Annotated in this window: 26 protein-coding genes; 19 read left to right on the forward strand and 7 right to left on the reverse strand. The window is 71.9% G+C overall.

The features are described from left to right. Nucleotides 1-30: 30 nt before the first annotated feature. From OOJ91_RS02850 to OOJ91_RS02860, 3 genes are read left to right on the forward strand one after another with little or no spacing between them, the layout of a single operon-like run. Nucleotides 31-1,089, forward strand: a complete 1,059-nt coding sequence (locus OOJ91_RS02850) for a site-2 protease family protein (protein ID WP_439117045.1) — start codon at nucleotides 31-33, stop codon at nucleotides 1,087-1,089. Further along, nucleotides 1,086-2,087 (forward strand): tRNA (adenine-N1)-methyltransferase, encoded by a 1,002-nt coding sequence (locus OOJ91_RS02855; protein WP_439117009.1) that lies wholly within the window; start codon nucleotides 1,086-1,088, stop codon nucleotides 2,085-2,087. The genes OOJ91_RS02850 and OOJ91_RS02855 overlap by 4 nt, the downstream gene beginning before the upstream one ends. A gap of 28 nt (nucleotides 2,088-2,115) precedes the next feature. Beyond that, on the forward strand, nucleotides 2,116-2,688 hold the full coding sequence (locus OOJ91_RS02860; protein ID WP_266242040.1) for a hypothetical protein: 573 nt from the start codon (nucleotides 2,116-2,118) through the stop codon (nucleotides 2,686-2,688). A 63-nt stretch (nucleotides 2,689-2,751) separates the two neighbouring features. Here the strand turns inward: OOJ91_RS02860 and OOJ91_RS02865 are convergent, their stop codons facing one another. Next, nucleotides 2,752-3,045: a ferredoxin gene (locus OOJ91_RS02865; protein ID WP_266242041.1), complete on the reverse strand. Its 294-nt coding sequence runs from the start codon at nucleotides 3,043-3,045 to the stop codon at nucleotides 2,752-2,754. 178 nt (nucleotides 3,046-3,223) lie between these two features. On the opposite strand from OOJ91_RS02865, the gene arc reads away from it, so the two are divergent. The 7 genes from arc to prcA all read left to right on the forward strand — a co-directional run bounded on the left by arc (nucleotide 3,224) and on the right by prcA (nucleotide 11,419). Beyond that, a complete protein-coding gene (arc, locus tag OOJ91_RS02870) occupies nucleotides 3,224-5,008 on the forward strand; it encodes a proteasome ATPase (RefSeq protein ID WP_266242043.1) in 1,785 nt (594 codons plus the stop codon). A gap of 129 nt (nucleotides 5,009-5,137) precedes the next feature. Beyond that, nucleotides 5,138-7,102 carry a hypothetical protein gene (locus tag OOJ91_RS02875; protein WP_266242045.1) on the forward strand — a complete coding sequence of 655 codons (1,965 nt, stop codon included), beginning with the start codon at nucleotides 5,138-5,140 and terminating at the stop codon, nucleotides 7,100-7,102. Nucleotides 7,103-7,223: 121 nt separating this feature from the next. Next, nucleotides 7,224-8,741, forward strand: a complete 1,518-nt coding sequence (dop, locus tag OOJ91_RS02880) for a depupylase/deamidase Dop (RefSeq protein WP_353962105.1) — start codon at nucleotides 7,224-7,226, stop codon at nucleotides 8,739-8,741. A gap of 104 nt (nucleotides 8,742-8,845) precedes the next feature. Continuing rightward, entirely contained in the window at nucleotides 8,846-9,061 is a 216-nt protein-coding gene (locus OOJ91_RS02885; RefSeq protein WP_088948111.1) for a ubiquitin-like protein Pup, read from the forward strand. 21 nt (nucleotides 9,062-9,082) lie between these two features. After that, nucleotides 9,083-9,769 carry an endonuclease VII domain-containing protein gene (locus OOJ91_RS02890; protein WP_266242052.1) on the forward strand — a complete coding sequence of 229 codons (687 nt, stop codon included), beginning with the start codon at nucleotides 9,083-9,085 and terminating at the stop codon, nucleotides 9,767-9,769. Then, complete coding sequence (gene prcB, locus OOJ91_RS02895) at nucleotides 9,688-10,527, forward strand: proteasome subunit beta (protein ID WP_266242053.1); 840 nt, start codon at nucleotides 9,688-9,690, stop codon at nucleotides 10,525-10,527. The genes OOJ91_RS02890 and prcB overlap by 82 nt, the downstream gene beginning before the upstream one ends. Before the next feature lie 61 nt (nucleotides 10,528-10,588). Further along, the gene (gene prcA, locus OOJ91_RS02900) at nucleotides 10,589-11,419 is read left to right on the forward strand and encodes a proteasome subunit alpha (RefSeq protein ID WP_266242054.1); all 831 of its coding nucleotides are present in this window, start codon (nucleotides 10,589-10,591) and stop codon (nucleotides 11,417-11,419) included. 98 nt (nucleotides 11,420-11,517) lie between these two features. On the opposite strand, the gene OOJ91_RS02905 is transcribed toward prcA, so the two are convergent. From OOJ91_RS02905 to rfbB, 4 genes are all read right to left on the reverse strand, one after another. Then, on the reverse strand, nucleotides 11,518-12,813 hold the full coding sequence (locus OOJ91_RS02905) for a polysaccharide biosynthesis protein (protein WP_266242056.1): 1,296 nt from the start codon (nucleotides 12,811-12,813) through the stop codon (nucleotides 11,518-11,520). Beyond that, nucleotides 12,810-13,511, reverse strand: coding sequence for a glycosyltransferase family 2 protein (locus OOJ91_RS02910; RefSeq protein ID WP_007459917.1), 702 nt, complete (start codon nucleotides 13,509-13,511; stop codon nucleotides 12,810-12,812). Before OOJ91_RS02910 ends, OOJ91_RS02905 begins: the two co-directional genes overlap by 4 nt. Then, the gene (locus tag OOJ91_RS02915; RefSeq protein ID WP_007459918.1) at nucleotides 13,504-13,875 is read right to left on the reverse strand and encodes a DUF2304 domain-containing protein; all 372 of its coding nucleotides are present in this window, start codon (nucleotides 13,873-13,875) and stop codon (nucleotides 13,504-13,506) included. The genes OOJ91_RS02910 and OOJ91_RS02915 overlap by 8 nt, the downstream gene beginning before the upstream one ends. A 169-nt stretch (nucleotides 13,876-14,044) precedes the next feature. After that, entirely contained in the window at nucleotides 14,045-15,046 is a 1,002-nt protein-coding gene (rfbB, locus tag OOJ91_RS02920) for a dTDP-glucose 4,6-dehydratase (RefSeq protein ID WP_266242060.1), read from the reverse strand. A gap of 88 nt (nucleotides 15,047-15,134) precedes the next feature. On the opposite strand from rfbB, the gene rfbA reads away from it, so the two are divergent. The 5 genes from rfbA (at nucleotide 15,135) to OOJ91_RS02945 (ending at nucleotide 19,660) form a co-directional block, all read left to right on the forward strand. After that, nucleotides 15,135-16,022 (forward strand): glucose-1-phosphate thymidylyltransferase RfbA, encoded by an 888-nt coding sequence (gene rfbA / locus OOJ91_RS02925; RefSeq protein WP_266242062.1) that lies wholly within the window; start codon nucleotides 15,135-15,137, stop codon nucleotides 16,020-16,022. Next, on the forward strand, nucleotides 16,019-16,642 hold the full coding sequence (rfbC, locus tag OOJ91_RS02930; RefSeq protein WP_266242064.1) for a dTDP-4-dehydrorhamnose 3,5-epimerase: 624 nt from the start codon (nucleotides 16,019-16,021) through the stop codon (nucleotides 16,640-16,642). Before rfbA ends, rfbC begins: the two co-directional genes overlap by 4 nt. Nucleotides 16,643-16,710: 68 nt before the next feature. Beyond that, nucleotides 16,711-18,069, forward strand: coding sequence for a Pup--protein ligase (pafA, locus tag OOJ91_RS02935; protein ID WP_234581936.1), 1,359 nt, complete (start codon nucleotides 16,711-16,713; stop codon nucleotides 18,067-18,069). A gap of 67 nt (nucleotides 18,070-18,136) precedes the next feature. After that, the gene (locus OOJ91_RS02940) at nucleotides 18,137-18,340 is read left to right on the forward strand and encodes a hypothetical protein (RefSeq protein ID WP_266242068.1); all 204 of its coding nucleotides are present in this window, start codon (nucleotides 18,137-18,139) and stop codon (nucleotides 18,338-18,340) included. 177 nt (nucleotides 18,341-18,517) lie between these two features. Continuing rightward, nucleotides 18,518-19,660, forward strand: a complete 1,143-nt coding sequence (locus tag OOJ91_RS02945; protein WP_266242070.1) for an oxalate decarboxylase family bicupin — start codon at nucleotides 18,518-18,520, stop codon at nucleotides 19,658-19,660. A 93-nt stretch (nucleotides 19,661-19,753) separates the two neighbouring features. Here the strand turns inward: OOJ91_RS02945 and OOJ91_RS02950 are convergent, their stop codons facing one another. Next, entirely contained in the window at nucleotides 19,754-20,842 is a 1,089-nt protein-coding gene (locus OOJ91_RS02950) for a DUF3866 family protein (RefSeq protein ID WP_266242072.1), read from the reverse strand. A gap of 55 nt (nucleotides 20,843-20,897) precedes the next feature. Beyond that, nucleotides 20,898-22,073: a cation diffusion facilitator family transporter gene (locus OOJ91_RS02955; RefSeq protein WP_266242074.1), complete on the reverse strand. Its 1,176-nt coding sequence runs from the start codon at nucleotides 22,071-22,073 to the stop codon at nucleotides 20,898-20,900. 127 nt (nucleotides 22,074-22,200) lie between these two features. On the opposite strand from OOJ91_RS02955, the gene OOJ91_RS02960 reads away from it, so the two are divergent. The 4 genes from OOJ91_RS02960 (at nucleotide 22,201) to tatA (ending at nucleotide 25,032) form a co-directional block, all read left to right on the forward strand. Then, nucleotides 22,201-23,199 (forward strand): helix-turn-helix transcriptional regulator, encoded by a 999-nt coding sequence (locus tag OOJ91_RS02960; protein WP_266242076.1) that lies wholly within the window; start codon nucleotides 22,201-22,203, stop codon nucleotides 23,197-23,199. Then, the gene (locus tag OOJ91_RS02965) at nucleotides 23,196-24,254 is read left to right on the forward strand and encodes a helix-turn-helix transcriptional regulator (protein ID WP_266242078.1); all 1,059 of its coding nucleotides are present in this window, start codon (nucleotides 23,196-23,198) and stop codon (nucleotides 24,252-24,254) included. The genes OOJ91_RS02960 and OOJ91_RS02965 overlap by 4 nt, the downstream gene beginning before the upstream one ends. Before the next feature lie 10 nt (nucleotides 24,255-24,264). Next, complete coding sequence (locus tag OOJ91_RS02970; protein WP_266242080.1) at nucleotides 24,265-24,510, forward strand: hypothetical protein; 246 nt, start codon at nucleotides 24,265-24,267, stop codon at nucleotides 24,508-24,510. Between the two features lie 180 nt (nucleotides 24,511-24,690). Beyond that, nucleotides 24,691-25,032 carry a Sec-independent protein translocase subunit TatA gene (gene tatA / locus OOJ91_RS02975; protein WP_266242082.1) on the forward strand — a complete coding sequence of 114 codons (342 nt, stop codon included), beginning with the start codon at nucleotides 24,691-24,693 and terminating at the stop codon, nucleotides 25,030-25,032. The last annotated feature ends 6 nt before the right edge of the window (nucleotides 25,033-25,038 follow it).

Consider the following 25,038-nt stretch of genomic DNA (forward strand, 5'->3'; position numbering starts at 1 on the left):
CTCGGCGTGCCGCTGCACCTCAACGCCTCGATGCTCCTGCTCGCCGTGCTTGTCGCCGTGCTCTACGCCGAGTTCGCCCGCCGGCAACTGGACCTGCCACAGGTCAGCGGCTACCTGATCGGTTTCGGGTTCGTGGTGTCACTGCTCGGCTCGGTGCTGCTGCACGAGCTGGGTCACGCGCTCACCGCCCGCCGCTACGGCATCGGTGTGCGCGGGATCACCCTGGAACTGCTCGGCGGGTACACCGAGATGGACCGGGACGCCCCGACGCCCAAGGTCGACCTGCTGGTGTCGCTCGCCGGCCCGGCGGTCTCCGCGGTGCTCGGCGTCCTCGCGGTCGCCGCCACCCTGGCCCTGCCCCAGGGCACCGTGGCCCACCAGCTCGCCTTCCAGCTCGCGCTGAGCAACGTCATCGTCGCGGTGTTCAACATCCTCCCCGGGCTGCCGCTGGACGGTGGGCGTGCCCTGCGCGCCGCCGTGTGGGGGCTCACCCGCGACCGGCACCGCGGCACCGAGGTCGCCGGCTGGGCGGGCCGCGTCGTCGCCGTGGGCACCGCCGCCCTGGTCGGACTGCTGACCCTGGCCGACCACCTGGCGCCTGTGGCGCTGCCGTTGATGCTGCTGGTCGCCGTCACGCTCTGGCGCGGCGCCGGGCAGTCGATCCGGGCCGCGCGGGTCAGCCGCCGGTTCCCGCTCATCGACCTGTCCCGGCTGGCGCGGCCGATCTGGCCGGTGCCCACCGGCACACCACTGTCCGAGGCCCAGCGCCGCCGCGCCGAGGGCGGGCAACCCGCCGCCGCGCTGCTGGTCACCGACTCCACAGGTCACCCCGTGGCGCTCGTCGACCCGGCCGCCGCCGCGGCCGTCCCCGCCGAGCGTCGACCCTGGCTGGCGGTGGACGCCGTCGCCCGTGCGCTGGCCGGGCTCCCCACCCTGCCGGTCGGGCTCGACGGCGAACGGGTGATGGAGGCCGTGCAGACCCACCCGGGCGCGCAGTACGTGGTGACGTCAGGCGAAGATGTCGTCGGCATTCTGCACATCGGGGACCTGGCACAGCTCCTCGAACCCAACCGGAAGATGACATCGTGACCGCAACTCCCTCCACCGTCGCCGCCGACACCGCCCCCGGAGCGTTGACACCCGTGCACCGTGGCCCGTTCCGGCCCGGCGACCGGGTGCAGCTGACCGACCCCAAGGGGCGGATGCACACAGTGACGCTGGAGCCCGGCAAGGAGTTCCACACCCACCGCGGCATCCTGGCGCACGACGCGCTGATCGGGCTGCCCGACGGCAGCGTGGTGACCACCTCCGGCGGCGGCACCGCCTTCCTGGCGCTGCGCCCGCTGCTCTCGGACTACGTGCTGTCCATGCCGCGCGGCGCCCAGGTGATCTACCCGAAGGACTCGGCGCAGATCGTCGCGATGGGCGACATCTTCCCCGGCGCGAAGGTCCTCGAGGCCGGCGCCGGCTCCGGCGCGCTCAGCTGCTCGCTGCTGCGCGCCGTCGGCACCGAGGGGGAACTGCACTCGTTCGAGCTGCGCGACGACTTCGCCCAGATCGCCAGGCGCAACGTCGAGGCGTTCTTCAACGGGCCGCACCCCTCCTGGAACCTGCACGTCGGCGACGTCGCGCAGTGCCAGGAGACCGGCTTCGACCGGATCATCCTGGACATGCTCACACCCTGGGAGACCCTCGACATGGTCGAGCGGGCGCTGGTGCCCGGCGGCGTGTTCATCGGCTACGTCGCCACCACGCCCCAACTCTCCGAGCTCGTCGAGGCGCTGCGCGAGCGCGGCGGCTGGACCGAGCCCCGCGCCTGGGAGTCGCTGGTGCGCGACTGGCACGCCGAGGGCCTCGCCGTCCGTCCCGACCACCGGATGATCGCGCACACCGCGTTCCTGGTCTCCGCGCGCAAGCTCGCCCCGGGCGTCACCGCCCCACCGCGCCGTCGCAAGCCCAGCAAGGGCACCGAGGCGTACGTGCAGCGCCGGCAGGACCTGCGCGACGCCGAGGCGGCCCGGCAGGCGGCCGCCGCCAGGGCCGCCGGCGCGCAGCCCGACGCGACGGGGGAGATGGACAGGCCGTGACCATCGGCGAGCGGGGGGAGGCGGCGGCATGAGCCGACCGGGTTACGGCGGCGGCGACCTGCCCGCCGTGTTTCCGGACTGGTCGCCCTATCAGGACCTGGAGTCGGCGGCGCGCGCCTATCTCCGCGACCCGGACGTCGCCCTGGAGGCGCTCGGCGGGGTGCTGCGCGGGGCCTCGGTGCTCGGCTTCACCCTGGAACGCTTCGTCAACGAGGTGAACGGCGTGTGGCAGGAGGTCGTCGTCTGCGACGGCAGCCGGCTGATCCTCTGGCACGGTGAGGACGTGCCGCCGGGGGAGGGGCCGCCGGGCTCGATGACGTCGTCACTGCGGGTCGTGCCGGTCTCCACGGTCACCGAGGTGGGCTGCCGGCGGCGGCTCAACCGCCTGGACAGCGGCGAGATCCGGGTCGACAGCATCGACGTCTACCTGCTGCTCACCTCGCTGGACGAGGCCCCGCCGAGCGAGGAGATGGTCGGTACGCCCCGGCACGACGCGCTGCGCTTCGGCAAGACCCTCGACGACGGCGGCGCCGGGCAGATCGCCCGGCTGGAGGAGTTCGCCCGGCTCGTGGCGTCGGTGGTCGGCCGCCCGATGCTCTGAGGCGTACACCGGACGGGTGGAGCCGGCGCCGCGCGGACAGCGCGGCGTCGGCGCCCGTCGGGCTCAGTCGTCCTCGGCGTCCGGCCCGGCGACCTCGACACCGTCGCCGCGCACCACGTGGATGCAGTCGCCCGGGCACTCCTTCGCGGAGTCGATCACCTCGAGGCGCAGGTGCGCGGGCACGTCCACCCGGCTGCCCGGCGCCATCCGCAGCTCACCGTCGACGCCCTTGACGTACGCCAGGCCGTCGATGTCGAACTCGAAAACCTCAGGCGCGTACTGCACGCAGAGCCCGTCACCCGTGCAGAGATCCTGGTCCACCCAGACCTGCAGCTCGTCGGTCGCGACCTCGGCCACCGGTGCACCCCCCATGTTCTCCCGTACCAGCCTCCGACGGTACCCGAACGCCCGTACCGGCCCGCCAGGCCACCCGTAGCGATCAAGGTTCGGTGACGAGGGTGTTGCGTGGGACCGAATCGGGCTCATAGCGGCTAGTGTTAGCTCAGAACGTTCAAGCCCCCCGGGGAGGTGGGACGTGGCAGCACGCAGCGACGACGCGGACTCGCGCGCCGCACGGTGGGAGAAGGAAGCCCACGATCTCTCCACGCAGGTCGCGTTCCTTCAGGAGGAACTCGCCCTGGTGCGGCGCAAGTTGACCGAAAGCCCCCGACACGTCCGGCAGCTCGAAGAGCGGCTGGCGGCCACCCAGGCACAGTTGGCGCGGCTGACCGAGAACAACGACCGGCTGGTGAGCACCCTCAAGGAGGCTCGCACGCAGATCGTCACGCTCAAGGAGGAGATCGACCGGCTCGCGCAGCCGCCGAGTGGCTACGGAGTCTTCCTGGCCAAGCACGACGACGGGACGGTGGACGTCTTCACCGGCGGCCGCAAGCTGCGGGTAGCCGTCTCGCCCTCACTGGACGTGGACGAGTTGCGCCGTGGCCAGGAGGTCCTGCTCAACGACGCGCTCAACATCGTCGACGCGTTCGGGTACGAGCGGGTCGGTGAGGTCGTGATGCTCAAGGAGATCCTGGAGGGACCCAACGGCGGGCCGGGCGACCGGGCGCTCGTGGTCTCCCACTCCGACGAGGAGCGCATCGTGCACCTCGCCGAGACGCTCATCGGCTCGGCGATCAGGGCCGGCGACTCGCTCATGATCGAGCCCCGCTCGGCGTACGCGTACGAGCGGATCCCGAAGAGCGAGGTCGAGGAGCTTGTCCTGGAGGAGGTGCCCGACGTCGACTACGGCGACATCGGTGGCCTCCAGTCGCAGATCGAGCAGATCCGCGACGCGGTGGAGTTGCCGTTCCTGCACGCGGACCTGTTCCGCGAGCACCAGCTCCGCCCGCCCAAGGGCATCCTGCTCTACGGCCCGCCCGGCTGCGGCAAGACGCTCATCGCCAAGGCGGTGGCCAACTCGCTGGCCAAGAAGATCGCCGAGCGGCAGGGCAAGGAGAAGCACACAAGCTTCTTCCTCAACATCAAGGGTCCGGAGCTGCTCAACAAGTACGTCGGCGAGACCGAGCGGCACATCCGGCTGATCTTCCAGCGGGCTCGGGAGAAGGCCGGCGAGGGCACCCCGGTGATCGTGTTCTTCGACGAGATGGACTCGATCTTCCGGACCCGCGGCTCCGGCGTCTCCTCCGACGTGGAGAACACGATCGTCCCGCAGCTGCTCAGCGAGATCGACGGCGTGGAGGGCCTGGAGAACGTCATCGTCATCGGCGCCTCCAACCGGGAAGACATGATCGACCCGGCGATCCTGCGCCCCGGCCGGCTCGACGTGAAAATCAAGATCGAGCGACCGGACGCCGAAGCGGCGAAGGACATCTTCTCCAAGTACATCCTCTCCGGGCTACCGCTGCACCCGGACGACCTCGCCGAACACGGAGCCGACCCCCAGGCCACCGTCGCCGCGATGATCGACGCCGTGGTGCTGCGGATGTACTCCGAAACCGAGGAGAACCGCTTCCTCGAAGTCACCTACGCCAACGGTGACAAGGAAGTCCTCTACTTCAAGGACTTCAACTCCGGCGCGATGATCCAGAACATCGTCGACCGGAGCAAGAAGATGGCCATCAAGGAATTCCTCACCTCCGGTCGCAAGGGCCTGCGCCTGCAGCACCTGCTCGACGCCTGCGTCGACGAGTTCCGCGAGAACGAGGACCTCCCCAACACCACAAACCCCGACGACTGGGCCCGCATCTCCGGCAAGAAGGGCGAGCGGATCGTCTACATCCGCACGCTCGTCTCCGGCGGCAAGGGCGCCGAGGCCGGCCGGTCCATCGAGACCGCCAGCAACACCGGCCAGTACCTCTGAGCAAACGGTGACACCAGCGGGCCCGGGACGCGACGCGTCCCGGGCCCCACCCGTCACGCCGGCCCCCCACACGCTCGACCGCACCGGTACGCTGTGGCGCCCCCCTCAATCGACCCGTCGAGGATCCGCGTGCCGTCCGAGCTCACCGTCACCGTCCCGCCGGCACGCGCCGCGGTCGACCCGGGCACCCCGCCGCCCGCCCGCACCTACCGTTCGCTGCTCATCGCACTCGCGGCAGCCTGGCTGATCCCCGCCGCGGCGTACCCCCTGCACCTGGCCTGGCTGCTGCCCCCGCTCGTGCTGCTGGCCACAGCCAGCCTGCTGCGCGGCGGCCGGACCCTGCTCGACCGCCTCCTGCTCGGCGCCCTGCTGCTCGTCGGCGCCACCACAGTCGCCGGTCTGCTCTTCACGCTCTGGCCGTGGGGGCTGCACCCGGTCGCGGTCAGCGGCGCCGCGCTGACAGCGCTCACAGTCGTCGCGGCGGCCACCGGTCGACGCCCCACCCTGCCGCGTCCGGCTTGGACCGACCTGTTGCCGATCGCCGCCACCGCCGCCACCGTCGGCTATCTCGCCCAGCCCTGGCTGCGCGCCGGCACCCTCGCCGGGCGTCTCAGCCTGCTCGCCCTCGGCGAGGACAACTTTCGCCACGTCGCCCTCGTCGACGCCATCGGCCGGCTCGGCGGGTACGTCTTCCTCGACCCGGCCGGCTCCCGCGACCACATCGTCTCGTTGCTCGTCCGCTACCCGCAGGGCTGGCACCTCACCACGGCGCTCCTCGACACGCACCTGCGCTCGGCCACCGGCACGCCCAGCGGAGTCAGCAGCCTCACCCACTACGGATGGTGGTGCCTCGCCACCTTCGGCCTGCTCACGCTCACCCTGTTCTGGGCCGCCCAACGACTGCCCGGCCCCCTGCACCCCTTGCACCGCGGCGTCCTGACCATCGTCGTCGGGGCGCTCGTCCTCGGCAGCCAGATGCCCCGCCTGCTGATCGCCGGCTACCCCAGCGAGGTGCTCGGCCTCGCCCTCGCCGTCGCGCTGGCCGCACTTGTCGTCCGCCCCCTCGCGGGCAACCGCGAACAACTCGTGCTGCTGGCCGCCCTGCTCATCGGCATCGGCTTCACCTACTACCTCTTCCTCCCACCGGCCGGGCTGCTCGTCCTCGGCTGGCTCATCGCCCACCGCCGCGAGCTGACCCAGAACCGCCGGGCACTGCTCGCCGTCGGCCTGGTCACCGCACTGCTCGCCCCGCTGCCTCTGCTGCTCGGCGTGCTCGGCGACAGCCAGACCGAGGCGCTCGACGCCAAGGCCGGCCCCGAACTCGCCGAGGCGTGGCGTGCGCTGCTCGGCCTCACCCCGATCGTGCTGATCGCCCTCGTGATCCAGGCCCGCCGCGCCGACCGGGCCTGGCGCCGCCACCTCGCCGCCGTGCTGGTGGCGGTCGGGTTCGCCCTCGCCATCGCCCTCGCCAACATCCTCGCCGGCGTCCAGCCCGCCTACTACTTCATGAAGGGCACCCACCTCGCCACCGGCCTGCTCATCGTCGGCACCGCCGCCCTGGTCCGGCTGCTGCCCGTGCCGTCCGGCGCCGACAGTCGCGACCGGATCCGCGCCGCCGCGGCACCCGTGCTCGCCGCCGCCGTGGCCGTGCTCACCGTCGTGACGCTCTGCGGACTGACCGGCTGGCGCAGCAGCCTGCTCGTGGTCGACAAGCAGAGCTGGACCCAGCTCTGGGTCCGGCACAGCGTCGACAAGCCGTCCAGGGTGGCGCAGGTCTGCGCGGCCGCGTACCACCGTCACCCCGCCCAGCAGGGCACCATCACCGTCGTGCTGGACCGCACCGCCTACCGCGGCTACGTCGAATCCATCTGCCTGTCCGCGCTGCAGGCCAGCACCGCGCAGACCGAACCGGCCATCTACCTGCCCGTGTTCGAGGAACCCGAGCGCACCCGCAAGATGCTGCGCGAAACGTCCGGCCCGATCCGGCTGCTGATCAGCGACCCGGCCGCGCAGCGACGCGTCGACGGTCTGCTCACCAGGTACCCCGAACTGCGCTCCCGGGTCACCACCGTGCCAATGATCATCAAGTACTGAGCGCGCCGCCACCGGCACGACACCCGTAACCCGCCCGCACCGGCGTGCCCCCGTCCCCGAACAGTCGGACTACGCTCGACATGACGGGGGACCGGGTCGGGCGAGCGAAGCGGGTAGGTCGATGAGCGTAAGACGGATCATGGGCACCGAGGTCGAGTACGGCATCTCCGTTCCCGGCCAGGCCGGAGCCAACCCGATGGTCACCTCGTCCCAGGTGGTCAACGCCTACGGGGCCCGGCCGGAGCTCAACCGGGGCGGACGCGCCCGCTGGGACTACGAGGAGGAGTCGCCGCTGCGCGACGCCCGCGGCTTCACCTACTCCGGGGCCGCCTACGACCCCGCCGAAGCCCTCGCCGACGAGGACCTGGGCCTGGCCAACGTGATACTCACCAACGGCGCACGCCTCTACGTGGACCACGCCCACCCCGAATACTCCACCCCCGAGGTCACCACACCCCGCGACATCGTCCGTTGGGACAAGGCCGGCGAGCGGGTCATGGCCGAGGCGTCCCGCCGCGCCGCCACCATCCCCGGCAGCCAGCCGATCCACCTCTACAAGAACAACACCGACAACAAGGGCGCCAGCTACGGCGCCCACGAGAACTACCTGATGCGCCGGCAGACCCCGTTCGCCGACATCGTGGCGTACCTGACGCCGTTCTTCGTGACCCGCCAGATCGTCTGCGGCGCCGGCCGCGTCGGCATCGGGCAGGACGGCGGGCAGAGCGGCTTCCAGATCTCCCAGCGCGCCGACTTCTTCGAGGTCGAGGTCGGCCTGGAGACCACCCTCAAGCGGCCGATCATCAACACCCGCGACGAGCCGCACGCCGACGCCGACAAGTACCGCCGGCTGCACGTCATCATCGGCGACGCCAACCTCTCCGAGATCTCCACCTACCTCAAGGTGGGCACCACCGCGCTGATCCTCACCATGATCGAGGAGAAGGCGCTCGGCGCCGACCTCGGCATCGCCGACCCGGTCAGCGAACTCCGCGCGGTCAGCCACGACCCGTCCCTGTCGCACCTCATGAGGCTGCGCGACGGCCGCCGACTGACAGCCCTCGACGTGCAGTGGGCGTACCTGGAGCGGGTGCGGTCCTTTGTCGACGACCGCTACGGCACCGACGTCGACGAGCAGACCGCCGACGTGTTGGACCGGTGGGAGGACGTGCTGGATCGGCTCGGCCGCGACCCGATGCTCTGCGCCGACGAGCTGGACTGGGTGGCCAAGCTGCGGCTGCTGGAGGGCTACCGGGATCGGGAGAAGCTCGGCTGGGGCTCGCACAAGCTCCAACTCGTCGACCTGCAGTACTCCGACGTACGCCCGGAGAAGGGCCTCTACAACCGGCTGGTCTCCCGGGGGGCGATGAAGACACTGCTCACCGACGAGGAGACCCGCAGCGCCATGACCGAGCCCCCGGAGGACACCCGGGCCTACTTCCGTGGCCGCTGCCTCGCCCAGTACGCCTCGGAGGTGGTCGCCGCGAGCTGGGACTCGGTGATCTTCGACGTGGGTCGGGAGTCGCTGGTCCGGGTGCCGATGATGGAGCCGGAGCGGGGCACCCGCGCCCACGTCGGCGCCCTGTTCGACCGCTGCGCCAGCGCCAAGGACCTGTTGGAGACGCTTACCGGCGGCTGAACGCGCCCCCGGATGCCCGCTGTGCGCCGCAAGCCGGCGCGCGGCGGGCTTTTCGTCGTCCGAGCGAGGTAAGTTCATCGCAGACGATCGTGGAGGAGGCAGCAATGGCCACTCATGACAGCGGCGGCCAGTCGCAGTCCGGCAAGTCCCGCCAGGGCGAGGAGATCGAGGACGTCACCACGGAGGCCAACCCCGAGGTGGCCGAGCGGCACGCCGAGATCACCGAGGACGTCGACGACCTGCTCGACGAGATCGACTCCGTCCTGGAAGAAAACGCGGAGGAGTTCGTGAGGGGTTACGTGCAAAAAGGGGGCGAGTAGGGTATAGCGGTCAAACCGGGCATGCCTCGACCTCTGGACGACCGGGATGGCCACCGCCGCTGCCGCGACTGCGGCGAGTGGCTGCCCCTCGAGCAGTTCTGCGCCAGCAGCAAGCGGCCGGACTGTCGCGGCAGCTACTGCAAGCCGTGCTTCAACAAGCGGTCGAAGGCCAGCTACGCCAAACGCGTGCGGGAGCAACACGGCCGCGAGGTCCGGAAGGCGCGCGAGGTCCCGGAGGGACATCGGTTCTGCGCGGACTGCCACGCGGCCAAGCCCCTGGCCGACTTCCCCCGTAACCGCTCGGACAGCACGGGCTACGGCACATACTGCAAGCCGTGCCACAACGTCCGAACCCGCGAAACAAAGCAACGGCTCTACGGCGGGACGCGCGAGTACCACCTGCGGCGGCGGTACGGCGTTGGTGAGAAGGAGTTTCAGGAGCTCCTCGCCGAGCAGGGCGGGGTCTGCGCGATCTGCGGCGGCGCGGACCCGCAACATCTGGACCACGATCATCGCACCGGATGGGTGCGCGGGATACTCTGCTTCAACTGCAACGGTGGTCCTGGCCAGTTCCGTGACAGTCCTACGAGGCTGGCCAGGGCGATCACGTACCTGAGAGGAACCACGTGGCAGCGGGCTTTGATCCATCCGGGCGTCTACCAGATGTGTTCACCAACGCGGGGACGTCCTCCTTCACCACGTTTCTGAGCCGGGTGGCGCCCGAGATGCTGCCCGGTCGTCGGCCGTTGCCGCCGGGCATGGCCGCCGATCTGGCGCCGCACGCGACCACCATCGTGGCGATCTCGGCCGCCGGCGGTGTGGTGATGGCCGGCGACCGACGGGCCACCATGGGCAACCTGATCGCGCAGCGCGACATCGAGAAGGTGCACCCCGCCGACGCGTACTCGCTTGTCGGCATCGCGGGCACCGCGGGCATCGGCATCGAGCTGATGCGACTGTTCCAGGTGGAGCTTGAGCACTACGAGAAGATCGAGGGCGCGATGCTCTCGCTCGACGGCAAGGCCAACCGGTTGGCGTCGATGATCCGGGGCAACCTGGGCGCGGCGATGCAGGGCCTGGCCGTGGTGCCGCTGTTCGCCGGCTTCGACCTGGCCGCCGCCGACCCGTCGCGGGCGGGGCGGATCTTCAGCTTCGACGTGACAGGTGGCCCGTACGAGGAGACCGGGTACGACGCGATCGGCTCCGGCTCGCTCTTCGCGAAGTCGGCGCTGAAGAAGCGTTTCCGGACCGGCGTGTCCCTCGACGACGCGACCCGGCTCGCGGTCGAGGCGCTCTACGACGCGGCCGACGACGACACCGCGACCGGTGGGCCGGACCTGACCCGCCGGATCTATCCGGTGGTGATGACCGCTACCGCCGAGGGCACCCGCCGGTTGACCGACACCGAGACGGCGGCGATCGCCGAGGGTGTGGTCGCCGGCCGGATGGAGAATCCGGGCGGTTGAGCCCCGTCCACCCCCACCAGTCAGCAGTCGTCAGCACAGTGCCGTAAGGAGAACCGCCGCCGTGGCCATGCAGTTCTACGCCTCGCCCGAACAGATCATGCGCGACCGCTCCGAGCTGGCCCGCAAGGGCATCGCCCGGGGTCGCAGCGCGGTGGTCCTGAGCTACTCCGGCGGGGTGCTCTTCGTCGCGGAGAACCTCTCCAGCGCCCTGCACAAGGTCAGTGAGATCTACGACCGGATCGGCTTCGCCGCCGTCGGTCGCTACAACGAGTTCGAGAATCTGCGCCGGGCCGGCGTGCGGATGGCCGACCTGAACGGCCTGAGCTACGACAGGCGTGACGTCACCGGGCGGGCGCTCGCCAACGCGTTCGCGCAGACGCTCGGTGCGATCTTCACCGAGCAGTCGAAGCCGTTCGAGGTGGAGATCTGCGTGGCCGAGGTCGGGGCGACTCCGGACGACGACGAGCTGTACCGGCTCACCTATGACGGGTCGGTCAACGACGAGCCGGGGCGGATGGCCATGGGTGGTCAGGCCGAGGCGATCACCGGTGTGTTGAAGTCGCAGCATCGGGCGGACATGTCCCTGGGCGAGGCGGCCCGGGTGGCGGTGCAGGCGTTGAGCACCGTCGGCGGTGAGGGCGGCGCGGCCCGCACGATCGCCGCCAACCAGCTCGAGGTGGCGGTGCTGGACCGCCAGCGGGTGGGTCGGACGTTCCGCCGGATCACGGGCGCGGCGCTGACGTCGCTGCTCGACGGTGATGTCGCGGACGCGGAGCAGCCGGCCGAGGCGGGTGGCCCGGACACGCCGGCGCAGCCGACCACGGAGGCGCACAAGCCGACGACGTCGGCGGGTTCCGCCGACCTGGAGGACAAGCCGGCGGACGGCAAGTAGCACCGAACATGTCGGCGGGCGGCCCGGTTTCCCGGGCCGCCCGCCGTTTCGTGTCTGCCGGATCCCCGCCGCATGTCTCCTGCGAGGGGTCCCTCCGGTCACCCCTGGGTGACGGCCTCGCGGTGCGGGGCGGCAACGGGTGTGGTGCCGGCGGTGCGGGTGCCGCGCAGCAGGGCGGCCATGGTGGCGGCGACCACCACCGAGCCGATGGCGTAGCCGAGCTCGACCCGTAGCGCGGTGGCGACCGGGGCGAGGGTGGCGACGACGAGCGCGGCCACGCCGACGGCCCAGGCCATGGCCTGCGCCCGGTGCCGGTCGAGGGCGAGCAGCGCCTGGCCGAGGACCATCGCCCAGAGGTAGGCGAGGGTGGCCGCGGCGAGCCAGGCGAAGTCGCCGTGGCCGAGGACGTCGGGCGCGTCGAACAGGGTCTGCACCAGCCACGGGCCGAGCAGGACGGCGAGCACTGCGCCGGTGAGGCCGAGCGCCGTGACGACGCCCAGGGCCCGGCGTAGGAGGCCGTTGAAGGCGGCGCGGTCGCCTGTGGTGGCGGAGGTGGCGAGGCCGGGAAGCAGGGACGCCTGCAGCGACGCGAAGACGAACAGCGGGATGCGGACCAGCACCAGAGCGGAGAGCAGGGCGCCGGCGGTGGCCACGTCGGACGGGTCCAGCACCTTGACGTTGATCACGCCGATGTTGACGACGACCTGGGAGAGCAGGCTGGACGCGGTGAGCAGGCCGAGGCCGCGCAGCAGCGGTGCCCAGGCGGCGGCGACGCCGCCGCCGACGGCCCGCAGGATCGGCGGGGCGGTGACGGCCACGCTGATCAGCGGCGCGACGATGAGCACCGCGCCGAACCAGACGGGATTGGTGACGCCGGTCAGGCCCAGCAGGGCGACGAGGGCGATGCGCAGGCCGCCGTCGACGCCGAGCTGGGTGCCGTACCAGGGGAACAGTTGCAGGCCGGAGAGGAGGCCGCGGGTGGTGTGCGCGACGGCGAGTGCGGCGAGCGACCCGATGAGGACGGTGACCATGGTGCCGTCGCCGCCGAAGAACCTGTCGGCGAGCGGGCCTCGGGCAGCGATGATCAGCGCGACCACGGCGGCGAGCAGGCCGGCCGCCAGGGCCGCCCCGCGGGCCAGTACCGGCCCCGGGGGTAGGCCCTGGCTGTGCCGGCCGGCGACGAGGCGGGCGACCTCCTGCTCGACGGGCATGAACAGGCCGATGCCGAGCGTGAAGACGATCGTCCAGAGCACCGAGAGGGAGCCGTAGTCCGCCACGCTGAGGCTGTGTCCGGCGACGGCCAGGTGGACGTAGGAGGCGAGCCCCAGCAGGGCCAGGCCGGCGCCGACGGCGACGGTGCCCGGTGGGACCAGACTCAGGAGCCGGCGGATCACCGGCGAATGAGCGCCAACGTGAGCACGGCGAAGGCGCGGCCGAGGTAGATCATGGCCTTGGCCGGGGAGTGGCTGGGGGTGCCGGCCATCCGCTTGCGCATGGCCACCGGCACCTGGCGGATGGTGTATCCGCGTCGGGCCGTGTGCACGAGCGTCTCGACCGTGTCGCCCAGGTACTCCACCGGGTACCAGGTGGCGAACATGTCGATGACCCGGCGGTTGGCGGCCCGGAACCCGGAGGTGGTGTCGGTGAGCTTGGTGCGGGCGACGCGGGAGAGGACGCCGGAGAGCATGACCATGGCCCAGCGGCGGGGGCCGCGGACGCTGTAGTCGCCCTCGCCGGCGAACCGGGCGCCGATCACCAGGTCGGTCTCGTCGAGCAGGTCGACGAGCTTCGGCACGTACCGGGGGTCGTGCTGCCCGTCGGCGTCGATCTGGATGGCCACGTCGTAGTCGTGGTCGCGGGCGTACCGGTAGCCGAGGCGCATGGCGCCGCCGACGCCGAGGTTGTACGGCAGTTTGGCGACCCGGGCGCCGGCCGCGGCGGCGACGGCGGCGGTGCGGTCGGTGGAGCCGTCGTCGACGACGAGCACGTCGACGCCGGGCAGTTCACCGCGGACCTCTCCGACGACGTCGGCGATCGAGCCGGACTCGTTGAGCGCGGGGATGATGATCAGGACCCGCTTGCCGTTAACCATCGTGCGACACCAGTTCGTCTCGGGCCGCCCGGTCCGCGTCGATCTCGGCGCGCAGCAGGGCGAAGTCTTCTGCCAGGGTGCGGGTCTCTTCCTCCAAGGCGCTGACCTCCCAGCTGAGGTGCACACAGACCAGCAGCAGGAAGACGATGCCGAGGAAGAGCACGAGGCTCACGCCGGACTGGACGCCGAGCAGTTCGGCGACGTTGTCCAGCAGGCGGGGGAAGAGCGACAGCGGGATGACGATCACCAGGACGCAGAGCCAGAGCATGCCGTACTTCTCGCGGAGCTGCCGGCGGCGCAGCAGCTCGACGATCGTGGCCAGCAATATCAGGCCGGTCAAGCCGGTGACGAGGGTGAGCTTCATGCGACCTTCCACGGGGCGGGTGGAGCGGCGGAGGCGAACGCGGCGGCCAGGGTGGTGTGCCAGCCGGTGAGGGGTGGCAGACCCGCGGCGGCCCAACGGCCGTGCCCTAGCACACTGTACGCCGGTCGGGGGATGGAACGGGGGGACCGAACGGTGGGATCGCCCGGGGTCATGCGGTCGGCGCCGCCTTCAGCGGCTCCCACCAGGCGCGGTTGTCGCGGTACCACTGCACGGTCTGCGCCAGACCGTCGGTGAGGTCGATGCTCGGGGCGTACCCCAGCTCTCGGTTGATCTTGGTGATGTCCAGCGAGTAGCGGCGGTCGTGGCCCTTGCGGTCGGTCACCGGGACGACCCGGTCCCAGCCGGCGCCGCAGGCCTCCAGGAGCAGGCCGGTCAGCTCCTTGTTGGTCAGCTCGGTGCCGCCGCCGATGTTGTAGACCTCGCCGGCGCGGCCCTTCTGCGCAACAAGCGCGATGCCCCGGCAGTGGTCGTGCACGTGCAGCCAGTCGCGGATGTTGCCGCCGTCGCCGTAGAGCGGAACCGTCCCGCCGTCGAGCAGGTTGGAGACGAACAGCGGGATGACCTTCTCGGGGAACTGGTACGGCCCGTAGTTGTTGGAGCAGCGGGTGACCACCACGTCCATGCCGTGGGTGCGGTGGTAGGACAGGGCGAGCAGGTCGGAGCCCGCCTTCGAGGCCGAGTACGGCGAGTTCGGCGCGAGGGGCCAGGTCTCCGTCCACGAGCCCTCGTCGATCGACCCGTACACCTCGTCGGTCGACACGTGCACGAAGCGGCCGGTGCCGTGGCGCAGCGCGGCGTCCAGCAGCGTCTGGGTGCCGAGCACGTTCGTGGTGACGAACGGCGCGGCGCCGGCGATCGAGCGGTCGACGTGCGACTCGGCCGCGAAGTGCACGATCACGTCGTGCCCGGCAACCACCTCGTCGACCACTTCGGGGTCGCAGATGTCGCCCTGCACGAAGCGCAGCCGGGGGTCGTCGCGCACCGGGTCGAGGTTCGCCAGGTTGCCCGAGTAGGTGAGCTTGTCGAGCACGGTCACGCCCGCGGGGTCGACCGCGGGCACGCCCGAGGCGGTGCCACCAGGCACGCCCAGCAGCATGCGGACGTACTCTGAACCGATAAATCCGGCACCGCCGGTGACGAGGATCCTCACGGGTCCAGGAGTGTACGCGAAGCGACGGGCCGACCGTCGGCGGCGACCACCGACATGCCGGCCGGGTGGTTGCGGCTAAACTCCCACGGTGCGCGGAATCCTACTCGCCGGCGGCACCGGCTCCCGGCTCTGGCCGATCACCCGGGCAGTGTCCAAGCAGCTGATGCCGGTCTTCGACAAGCCGATGATCTACTACCCCCTCTCCACCCTGGTGATGTCCGGGGTGCGGGAGATCCTGATGATCACCACTCCGGAGGACCAGGACCAGTTCCGCCGGTTGCTCGGCGACGGCAGCCAGTTCGGGCTGCGGCTGGAGTACGTGACGCAGGCCCGGCCGGAGGGCATCGCCCAGGCGTTCATCCTCGGCGCGGACTTCATCGGCGACGAGTCGGTGGCGCTGATCCTCGGCGACAACATCTTCCACGGCGTCGGCCTGGGTCGGCAGCTGGCCGCCCACAGCGACCTGGTCGGCGGCCGGGTGTTCGCGTACCCGGTGGCCAACCCGCAGGAGTACGGCGTGGTGGACTTCGACGCCGCGGGTCGGGTGCTCTCGATCGAGGAGAAGCCGGCCCGGCCGAAGTCGCGCTACGCGGTGCCGGGCCTGTACTTCTACGACAACCGCGTGGTGGACATCGCCGCCAAGATCACCCCCAGCGCCCGGGGCGAGCTGGAGATCACGGCTGTCAACGAGGTGTACCGGGAGACCGGTGAGCTGTCCGTCACCCTGCTGGACCGGGGCACGGCCTGGCTGGACACCGGCACGTTCGCCTCGATGATGCAGGCCGGCGAGTTCGTCCGGGTGATCGAGGAGCGGCAGGGGCTGAAGATCGGCTGTGTCGAGGAGGTGGCCTGGCGGGCCGGCCTGATCGACGACGACCAGCTGCGTGCCCTCGCCGAGCCGCTGGTCAAGAGCGGCTACGGCGACTACCTGTTCGGTCTGCTGGCCGAGAAGAACGACGCGCAGGTGACTCGATGAAGATCCGCGAGCTGGGCATCGAGGGCGCCTGGGAGATCTCGCCGCAGCAGCACGGCGACCCGCGCGGCATGTTCATGGAGTGGTACCGCTTCGACAAGCTCGCCGAGGTGGTGGGGCACCCGCTGCGGCTGGCCCAGGCCAACCTGTCGGTCTCCGCGCGCGGCGTGGTGCGCGGCGTGCACTTCGCCGACGTCCCGCCCGGGCAGGCCAAGTACGTCACCTGTGTACGCGGCGCGGTCCTCGACGTGATCGTGGACCTGCGGGTGGGCTCGCCGACCTTCGGCCGCTGGGAGGGCGTCCGCCTCGACGACACCGACCGGCGGGCGGTCTACCTCAGCGAGGGCCTGGGGCACGGGTTCTGCGCGCTTACCGACGACGCGACGCTGAGCTACCTCTGCTCGGCCACGTACAACCCGACGGGCGAGCACGCGGTGCACCCGCTGGACGAGGAGCTGGGCATCGAGTGGCCCGCCGACGTTCCGCTGCTGTCCGCCCGCGACGACGCCGCGCCGACCCTGGCGCAGGCGCGCGAGCGCGGTCTGCTGCCGGAGTACGACGCCTGCCGGCGGTTCGTGGCGAGCCTCGGGCCGGACGGAATGTCGCACTCAACCGGTATGTGACCACCCCCGGGGCACGACCTGTGGTGTGACAGTGACGAACCGGGCCTCCGGGCGGCTAATGTCACACCATGGAGCGGCGAATCTTCGGCCTCGAGACCGAGTACGGCGTCACCTGCACCTATCGCGGGCAGCGGCGGCTGTCCCCGGACGAGGTCGCGCGGTATCTGTTCCGTCGCGTCGTGTCCTGGGGTCGGTCGAGCAACGTGTTCCTGCGCAACGGGGCCCGACTCTATCTGGACGTCGGGTCGCATCCGGAGTACGCGACGCCGGAGTGCGACTCGGTGACCGACCTGGTGGCCCACGACCGGGCCGGCGAGCGGATCCTGGAGGGGCTGCTCGTCGACGCGGAGAAGCGGCTGCACGACGAGGGCATCGCAGGTGAGATCTACCTGTTCAAGAACAACACCGACTCGGCCGGCAACTCGTACGGCTGCCACGAGAACTACCTGGTCTCGCGGCACGGCGAGTTCGGCCGGCTCGCTGACGTGCTCATCCCGTTCCTGGTCACCAGGCAGTTGATCTGTGGGGCCGGCAAGGTCCTGCAGACCCCGCGCGGCGCGGTCTACTGCCTGTCGCAGCGGGCCGAGCACATCTGGGAGGGCGTCTCCTCGGCGACGACCCGCAGCCGACCGATCATCAACACCCGCGACGAGCCGCACGCCGACGCCGAGCGCTACAGGCGCCTGCACGTCATCGTCGGCGACTCGAACATGAACGAGGTCACCACGCTGCTCAAGGTCGGCACCGCCGACATCGTGCTGCGGATGATCGAGGCCGGGGTCGTCATGCGGGACCTGTCGCTGGAGAACCCGATCCGGGCGATCCGCGAGGTCTCGCACGACATCACCGGCCGCCGCAAGGTGCGACTGGCCTCCGGCAAGGAGGTCAGCGCTCTCGACATCCAGCAGGAATACCTGGCCAAGGCCACCGAGTTCGTCGAGCGCCGCGGCGGCGACCAGGCCGCCAAGCGGGTCGTCGAGTTGTGGGGGCGGGTGCTCAACGCGGTGGAGAGCGGTGACCTGGAACCGGTCTCGCGCGAGATCGACTGGGTCAGCAAGCTGCGGCTGATCGAGCGCTACCAGCGCAAGCACGACCTTCCCCTGTCGCACCCCCGGGTGGCGCAGATGGACCTGGCGTACCACGACGTGCGCCGTGGGCGTGGCCTCTACGGGCTGCTGGAGCGTCGCGGCGAGGTGGACCGGGTGGCCACCGACCCGGAGATCTTCGAGGCCAAGGAGACCCCGCCGCAGACCACGCGGGCGCGGCTGCGCGGCGAGTTCATCAGGCACGCCCAGGAGAAGCGGCGCGACTTCACAGTCGACTGGGTGCACCTGAAGCTCAACGACCAGGCGCAGCGCACCGTGCTCTGCAAGGACCCGTTCCGGGCGTACGACGAGCGGGTGGAGCGGTTGATCGCCAGCATGTGACGGGTGTGCCGGCCCCGGCGGTGGTGTGCGCCGACGGGGCCGGCCGGCCCGGTAGGCTGGGCGCGCCATGACGACTTCTGGACCATCCGACCGCTCCGAGCGCTCCGAGCGCGGCACCGAGCGGCAGAACTGGGTCGAACGCCGGCGGGAGAAGATCCGCGCCGAGATCGACCGCAACCGGCGCGGTGACTACACCGTGCCGACGTGGGTGCTGGCCCTGGCGCTGGTGCTCATCGTGGGCGGCTGGCTCGCCCTGATCTTCCTCTCCTGACCCCGCCGGCTGACCCCGCCGTCCCCGCCGGCTGACCCCGTTGGTGACCCACCGGGGCCAGAGGTTGGCCCGGCCGGGTCGCGTCGACGGGTACCCGTTCGCCGTCGCCGACGCGGGCGGGGTTCGCCCGCCCACCACGTCGACGACACCGGGAAGCCGACGACGCGGGAGGCGATCATGGACGACGACCGGACGGTGCCGCAGCCGGAACGTGGCGGGGGAGGCTGGGAGGACCCCGGGCCGCGCGACGTGGTCCGGGACCGGCAGAACCCCGACCTGCTGACCCCGCCGAGCACGGACGCGGGGACGCTGCCCAACCTGCGGTTCTCCTTCTCCGACGCGCACAACCGGGTGCAGCGCGGCGGTTGGACCCGCGAGGTGACAGTACGCGAGCTGCCGATCGCCACCGAGCTCAGCGGCGTGGACATGGCGCTGGAACCGGGCGGCTACCGGGAGATGCACTGGCACAAGCAGTCCGAGTGGGCGTACGTGTCGCGCGGCAGCGCCCGGATCAGCGCGGTCGACCAGGAGGGCCGCAACTTCCTCGACGACGTACGCGCCGGAGACCTGTGGTTCTTTCCGCAGGGGGTGCCGCACCACATCCAGGCGCTCGACGAGGGCGTGGAGTTCCTGCTGGTCTTCGACGACGGGGCGTTCACCGAGAACGGCACGTTCCTGATCAGCGACTTCTTCGCGCACACCCCGAAGGACGTGCTGGCCAAGAACTTCGGGTGGCGACCCGAGCAGCTCGACTCCATCCCGGAGCGGGAGAAGTACATCTTCGCGGGGCAGGTGCCGCCGCCGCTGGACCGCGACCGGGTGGTCAGCCCTACCGGGGACGTGCCCCGCAGCCTGAGCCACCGGCTGCTCGCGCAGAAGCCGCAGCGGTTCGCGGGCGGCCAGGTCCGCATCGCCGACATCACCCAGTTCCCGGCGGCCACCACGATCTGCGCCGCGCTTGTCGAGGTCGACCCGGGCGGTATGCGCGAGCTGCACTGGCACCCGACCGACGACGAGTGGCAGTACTACCTCTCCGGCCACGGCCGGATGGGCGTGTTCGCCAGTCAGGGCGTGGCCGGCACCTTCGACATGCGCTCGGGTGACGTCGGGTACGTGCCGTTCGCCTACGGCCACTACATCGAGAACCTCGGCACCGAGCCGCTGGTCTTCCTGGAGATGTTCCGCAAGCCCCGGTTCGAGTCCGTCTCGCTGACCCAGTGGATGGCGAACACCCCGGCCCAGGTCAGCGCGGACACCCTCAACCTGCCCCGAGAGTTGATCGAGGCCCTGCCCCGCGACCAACGCCCGGTGATCCGCTGACCCCGATCCTCAAGAGGTGATCAAGAGATTTGCGTCAATGTCAGGCCGCATTCTGACCCCAACCTCTTGATCACGGGGGTGGGGTGGCGCGGGTCAGGGGGTGAGGAGGGTTGTGGCGTGGCGGCCGGCTGCGGCGGCGGCCAGGAAGTAGGCGTGGTCGGCGTCGAGGTTGCGGCCCATCGTGGACAGCGGCACGGCGCTGGCGCGCAACGCGGCGTCGAGGCCGGCGGTGGGCACCCGCACGATCCGGTGCCGGGCCGTCAGCGGCGCCAGCGCCGTGTCGACCTCGGTGGCCAGCGCCGGGTCCAGGTCGTCGGGCACCACCAGCTCCGCCGGTGCGAGCGCCACCCGGCCGTACGCGGTGAGGCTGTGATGCGACACGCCGCGGTGCCGGGGGCGGGGGTCGGCGTCGGAGATGCGCAGTGAGCCGACCGGCCGGCCGCCGAGCGTGGCGACCGCGTTGACGGCCTCGCCGACGGCGACGCCGGAGAAGCCCCACCGGGTGCCGGTGCCCAGGTTGCCGGGCCCCTGGGCCACGATCGCCACGTCCGCGTCCAGCACGTGGCGGGCGGCGAGGAGGCCGCCGTGCAGGGTGGTGGCCTCCAGGTCGCCGCCGAACGCCTGCCCGACGGTGATCGTCCCGGCCAGCTCGTCCCGCAGCCCGGCGAGGGTGCGGGAGAACCAGGCGGGCAACGCCCCGCCGTCGGTGAGCAGGTACGCCACGCGGGCGTGTGGGGCGTCGGCCCGGACGCCGGCCAGGATCGCCGGCAGCGCCGAGTGCAGGTCGGCGGTGACCACGGGCATCCCGCCCAGGTCGTCGGCGTCGGCGAGGACGGCGCGGTGTGGGCTGGCCTCCTCGTCGACGCCGAGCAGGATCGGCTGCAACGGGGTGTAGCGGGCCTTGACGAGGTGCCCGGCGTCGCGCGTGTCGGCGGCGTCCGGCGGGTCCGGGGGCAGCCGGTCCGGCAGGGCCACCACGAGGGCGTACCCGCCGGTGCCCAGCCCCATCAGCAGCGCGCCGGCGTTGAGCAGCACCCGGTCACCCGGCTCGGGCGTGCCGACCAGCTCGGGGTAGGCCAGCGCCCGCATGCGCGTGCCGTCGGGCAGGTCGACGTCGAGTTCCACCGCCCCGGTCCACTGCCGCCGCAGCGCCGCCACCGTCCCCGCCCGCCATCGCACCATGACGGGCACGCTAGCCGCGCGGACCGGCCGGCCCGCGCCCGGGTCGGCCCGCCCCTCAGCGGGCGTCGGGTTCGCCGCCGGCGTCGACGTTGGGCCGGGCCTGGGTGGGGTCGGCATCGCCGCCGGCGCCGGGCCGGTCCCGGGTGGGCTCGGGTTCGCCGCCGACGTCGATGTTGGGCCGGGCCTGGGTGGGGTCGGGTGTACTCCCGGCGTTGGGCCGGGCCTGGCCGGCGTCGGGTTCGCCGCCGGCGTCGGCGTTGGGCCGGGCCTGGGTGTGGCGGGCCCTTCCGGCGGCCCCGGGCACCGAACGGGTGGGGTCGAGGAAGACGTAGCGGATCTCCGGGTACCGGTCGGTGAGCCGCCGCTCGGCCTCGTCGGCGGTCGCCTCGATGGCCGCCCCGGTGGCCTCGTCGCGGAAGTCGACCTTCGCGGCCACGAGGATGTCGTCCGGGCCGAGCTGCATCGTCAGCAGGGTGTCGATCCGCTCCACCTCCGGCAGCCCGGCCAGGTCGTGCTCGATCTCGCGGCGCAGCCGCTCCGGGACGGCCCGGCCGACCAGCAGCGACAGGTTGTTACCGGCCAGGACCCCGGCGACGGCCAGCAGCAGCAGCCCGATCAGGATCGACGCGACGCCGTCCCACACCTCGTCGCCGGTGGCCTGGGACAGGCCGACGCCGAGCGCGGCCAGCAGCAGGCCGATCAGGGCCGCGCTGTCCTCCAGGAAGACCGCCTTGACCGTGGTGTCGGCGGTCAGTCGCAGGAACCGGCGAGGTGTCGTCTGCCAGCGCGCGGACTCGCGGCGGACCTGCCGCACGGCCCGGGCCAGCGAGATCGACTCGATGACGAACGACACCGCCAGCACGACGTACGAGATCAGGTACTCGCCGCTGTGCTCGTGCACCAGGATGGTGGTGACGCCGTGGGTGACGGCGAAGCCGGCGCCGGCCACGAAGGTGAACATGGCGGCGAAGAACGCCCAGACGTAGCTCTCCTTGCCGTACCCGAAGGGGTGTCGTTTGTCGGCCGGGCGGGCCCCGCGGCGCAGCGCCTGGAACAGCAGCACCTCGGTGGTCGTGTCGGCGACCGAGTGCGCCGCCTCGGAGAGCATCGCGGCCGACCCGGAGATCAGCCCGGCGACCAGCTTGGCGATCGCGATGGCGAGGTTGGCGGCGCCCGCGACGACCACCGTGCCGACGCTCTCGCTCTCGGTCTTCATCCCGGCTTCCGACATGAGGGCAACCCTATGACCGGCGCCGTCGCCGTGCCCGGCGGGTGGCGCGACACCCCGGATCCGAACAGATGTGCGGCACGCCCGCGTGGGTGCACGCCTGCGGCGCGTCGGCTGCTAGCGTCTACACGTGTCGCGGACCCGCACCGAACGCCTGGTCAACCTGGTGATCTGCCTCCTGTCCACGCGACGGTTCCTGACCGCCGCGCAGATCGCCGCGACCGTGCCCGGCTACGAGCACGACCCTGACGACGCGCGCGACCACGAGGCGTTCCAGCGCAAGTTCGAACGGGACAAGGCCGAGCTGCGCGAGCTGGGCGTTCCGCTGGAGACCGGCACCGCGAGCGTCTTCGACGCCGAGCCCGGCTACCGCATCGCCCACCGTGAGTACGCGCTGCCCGACATCCCCCTGGAGCCGGACGAGGCCGCCGCGGTCGGCATCGCCGCCCGCCTGTGGCAGCACGCCGGGCTGGCCGCCGCCGCGTCGTCCGGGCTGGCCAAGCTGCGCGCCGCAGGGGTGGACGTCGACCCGCAGGCCACCCTCGGCCTGGAACCGATGGTCACCGTCGATCCCGCGTTCGCGCCGCTGACCGCCGCCGCGCGGGACCGCCGCGAGGTCGGATTCGACTACCGGGTGCCCGACCGGGACGCGCCCACCCGCCGCCGGCTCCAACCGTGGGGCGTGGTCTGCTGGCGAGGTCGGTGGTACGTGGTCGGCCACGACCTGGACCGTTCGGCGACCCGCTGCTTCCGCCTGTCCCGGGTGGTCGGCGCGGTCCGGGTGACAGGGGCGCCCGGCGCGTACGAGCCGCCGGCCGGCGTCGACCTGATCAGCCACGTGGCCCGCTGGTCCGGGCCTGTGGAGCGCACCGGCCGGGCCACCGTGCTGGCCGCGCCCGGGCGGGCCGCCGGCCTGCGCCGCTGGGCGGTGGAGGTGACCGCCGGGCCGGACGGCGACCACCTCGTCCTGCCGTACGCCGACCCGGACGGGCTGGCCGGCCAACTCGTCGGGTACGGCCCGGACGTGCGGGTGCTCGACCCGCCGGAGGTCCGCGAGGCGGTCATCCAGCGGCTCAAGGAGATCGCCGTCCGGCACGACGAGCTGGCCGTCTCCGGGGGTGCCCGGTGACCCGCCCGGCCGCCCGCGGCGGTTCCCGGGCCTCGGCCGACCGACTGGCGCGGCTGCTCAACCTGGTGCCCTACCTGCTGGCCCGACCCGGCATCGAGATCGCCGAGGCGGCCGGTGACCTGGGCATCACCGAACGGCAGCTCCGGGAGGACCTGGAGCTGCTGTGGGTGTGCGGGCTGCCCGGTTACGGCCCCGGTGACCTGATCGACATGGCGTTCGACGGCGACCGGGTGACAATCACCTACGACGCCGGGATCGACAGGCCGCTGCGGCTCACCCCCGACGAGGCCCTCGCGCTCGTGGTGGCGCTGCGGATGCTCGCCGAGACCCCGGGCGTGGCCAACCGGGAGGCCATCGAGCGGGCCCTCGCCAAGATCGAGGACGCCGCCGGTGACCTGGTGGGCGCACCGGTCGCGGTCCGGCTGCCCGGCGACACCCGACAGGTCGAGGCGCTGCGCGCCGCCGTGGAGGGCGGCAGGGCGCTGCGGATCACCTACTACACGGCTGCCCGGGACGAGACGACCGAGCGCGTCGTCGACCCGCTGCGGATGCTGATGGTCGGCGGTCGGGCGTACGTGGAGGCGTGGTGCCGGCGTGCGGAGGCGGTCCGGCTGTTCCGGGCCGACCGGATCGACGCGATCACCGAACTGGACGAGCCGGCAGCCGTTCCGCCGCAGGCCGTCCCGCACGACCGCACCGAGGGTGTCTTCCGGCCGTCGTCCGACCTGCCGCTGATCACCCTGCGGGTCGGTCGGAGCGAGCGGTGGATCACCGAGTACTACCCGTGCGAGCGGGTCGAGGCCGGCGACGGCGACCAGTGGCTCGTCTCGCTGCGGGTGACCGACCTGGGGTGGGCGCGGCGGTTCGTGCTGGGCCTCGGCGCGGATGTCACAGTTGTCGCCCCGGTCGAGCTTGCCGAACAGGTCCGGGCGACAGCCGCCGCCGCGCTCGACGCGTACGCCGTGCCCGTGGCCACTGTCCGGCGGGCCCCTGCCGATTCCGTGCCGCCCGGGGTGCCGTCGGGCGATCCGGCGGTGGCCGCCGGCACCCAGTAGGCTGACCGGCGTGCTGATCTGGATCGTGCTCGCGGTGGTGCTGCTCCCGCTCGTGGCGCTCGCGCTTGCCGTACGCCCGGTGCTGAGCCGGCTGCCCCAGCTGCGCCGCGCCGCCGTGGCGTTGCAGCGACGGGCCACCGAGGCGGAGGCGCTGCGGGAGACCGCCGAGGCGTTGCAGCAGCGCGCCGAGGGTGTCCAACGCCAGCTCGACACCGCCCAGCAGCGACTCGCCGTGATCCAGGCCAAGCGGGGCTGACCGGCAGCCGCCGGCAACCGCCGTCACCCGGCCGGGTGGCGATGGTTGACTGATCATCGCGGTTGGTCAAGACTTCACCGGCCGGGCGCTGACCGTCATCCCCGGCCTGTGGCATTCGGCCCATCCGCACGTACGATGGGCTGCGTACCACCCCCGGACACAGAGCGACTGGAGCTTCTCATGGGTGCCCTCAAGCCGTGGCACATCGCCGTTCTCGTGGTTGTGCTGATCCTGCTCTTCGGTGCGAAGCGGCTCCCCGACGCGGCCCGCTCGCTGGGCCGCTCGCTGCGGATCATCAAGGCCGAGACCAAGAGCCTGCAGGACGACGACCGCGACCTCGCCGAGAAGGCCGACGCGCAGGCCGGCTACCAGCCGCTGCCGCCGCACGCCGGCCAGCAGGCGCCGTACGCCGGGCAGCCGCAGCAGGCGCCGTACGCCGGGCAGCCGCAGCAGGCGCCGTACCAGCAGGCGCCGGCGCAGCAGCCGGTCGTCGACCCGGTGCACCGCGTCCGCGACAACTGACCGAAG

The sequence above is a fragment of the Micromonospora lupini genome, from assembly GCF_026342015.1.
In the GTDB taxonomy this organism is placed as follows: Bacteria; Actinomycetota; Actinomycetes; order Mycobacteriales; family Micromonosporaceae; genus Micromonospora; species Micromonospora lupini_B.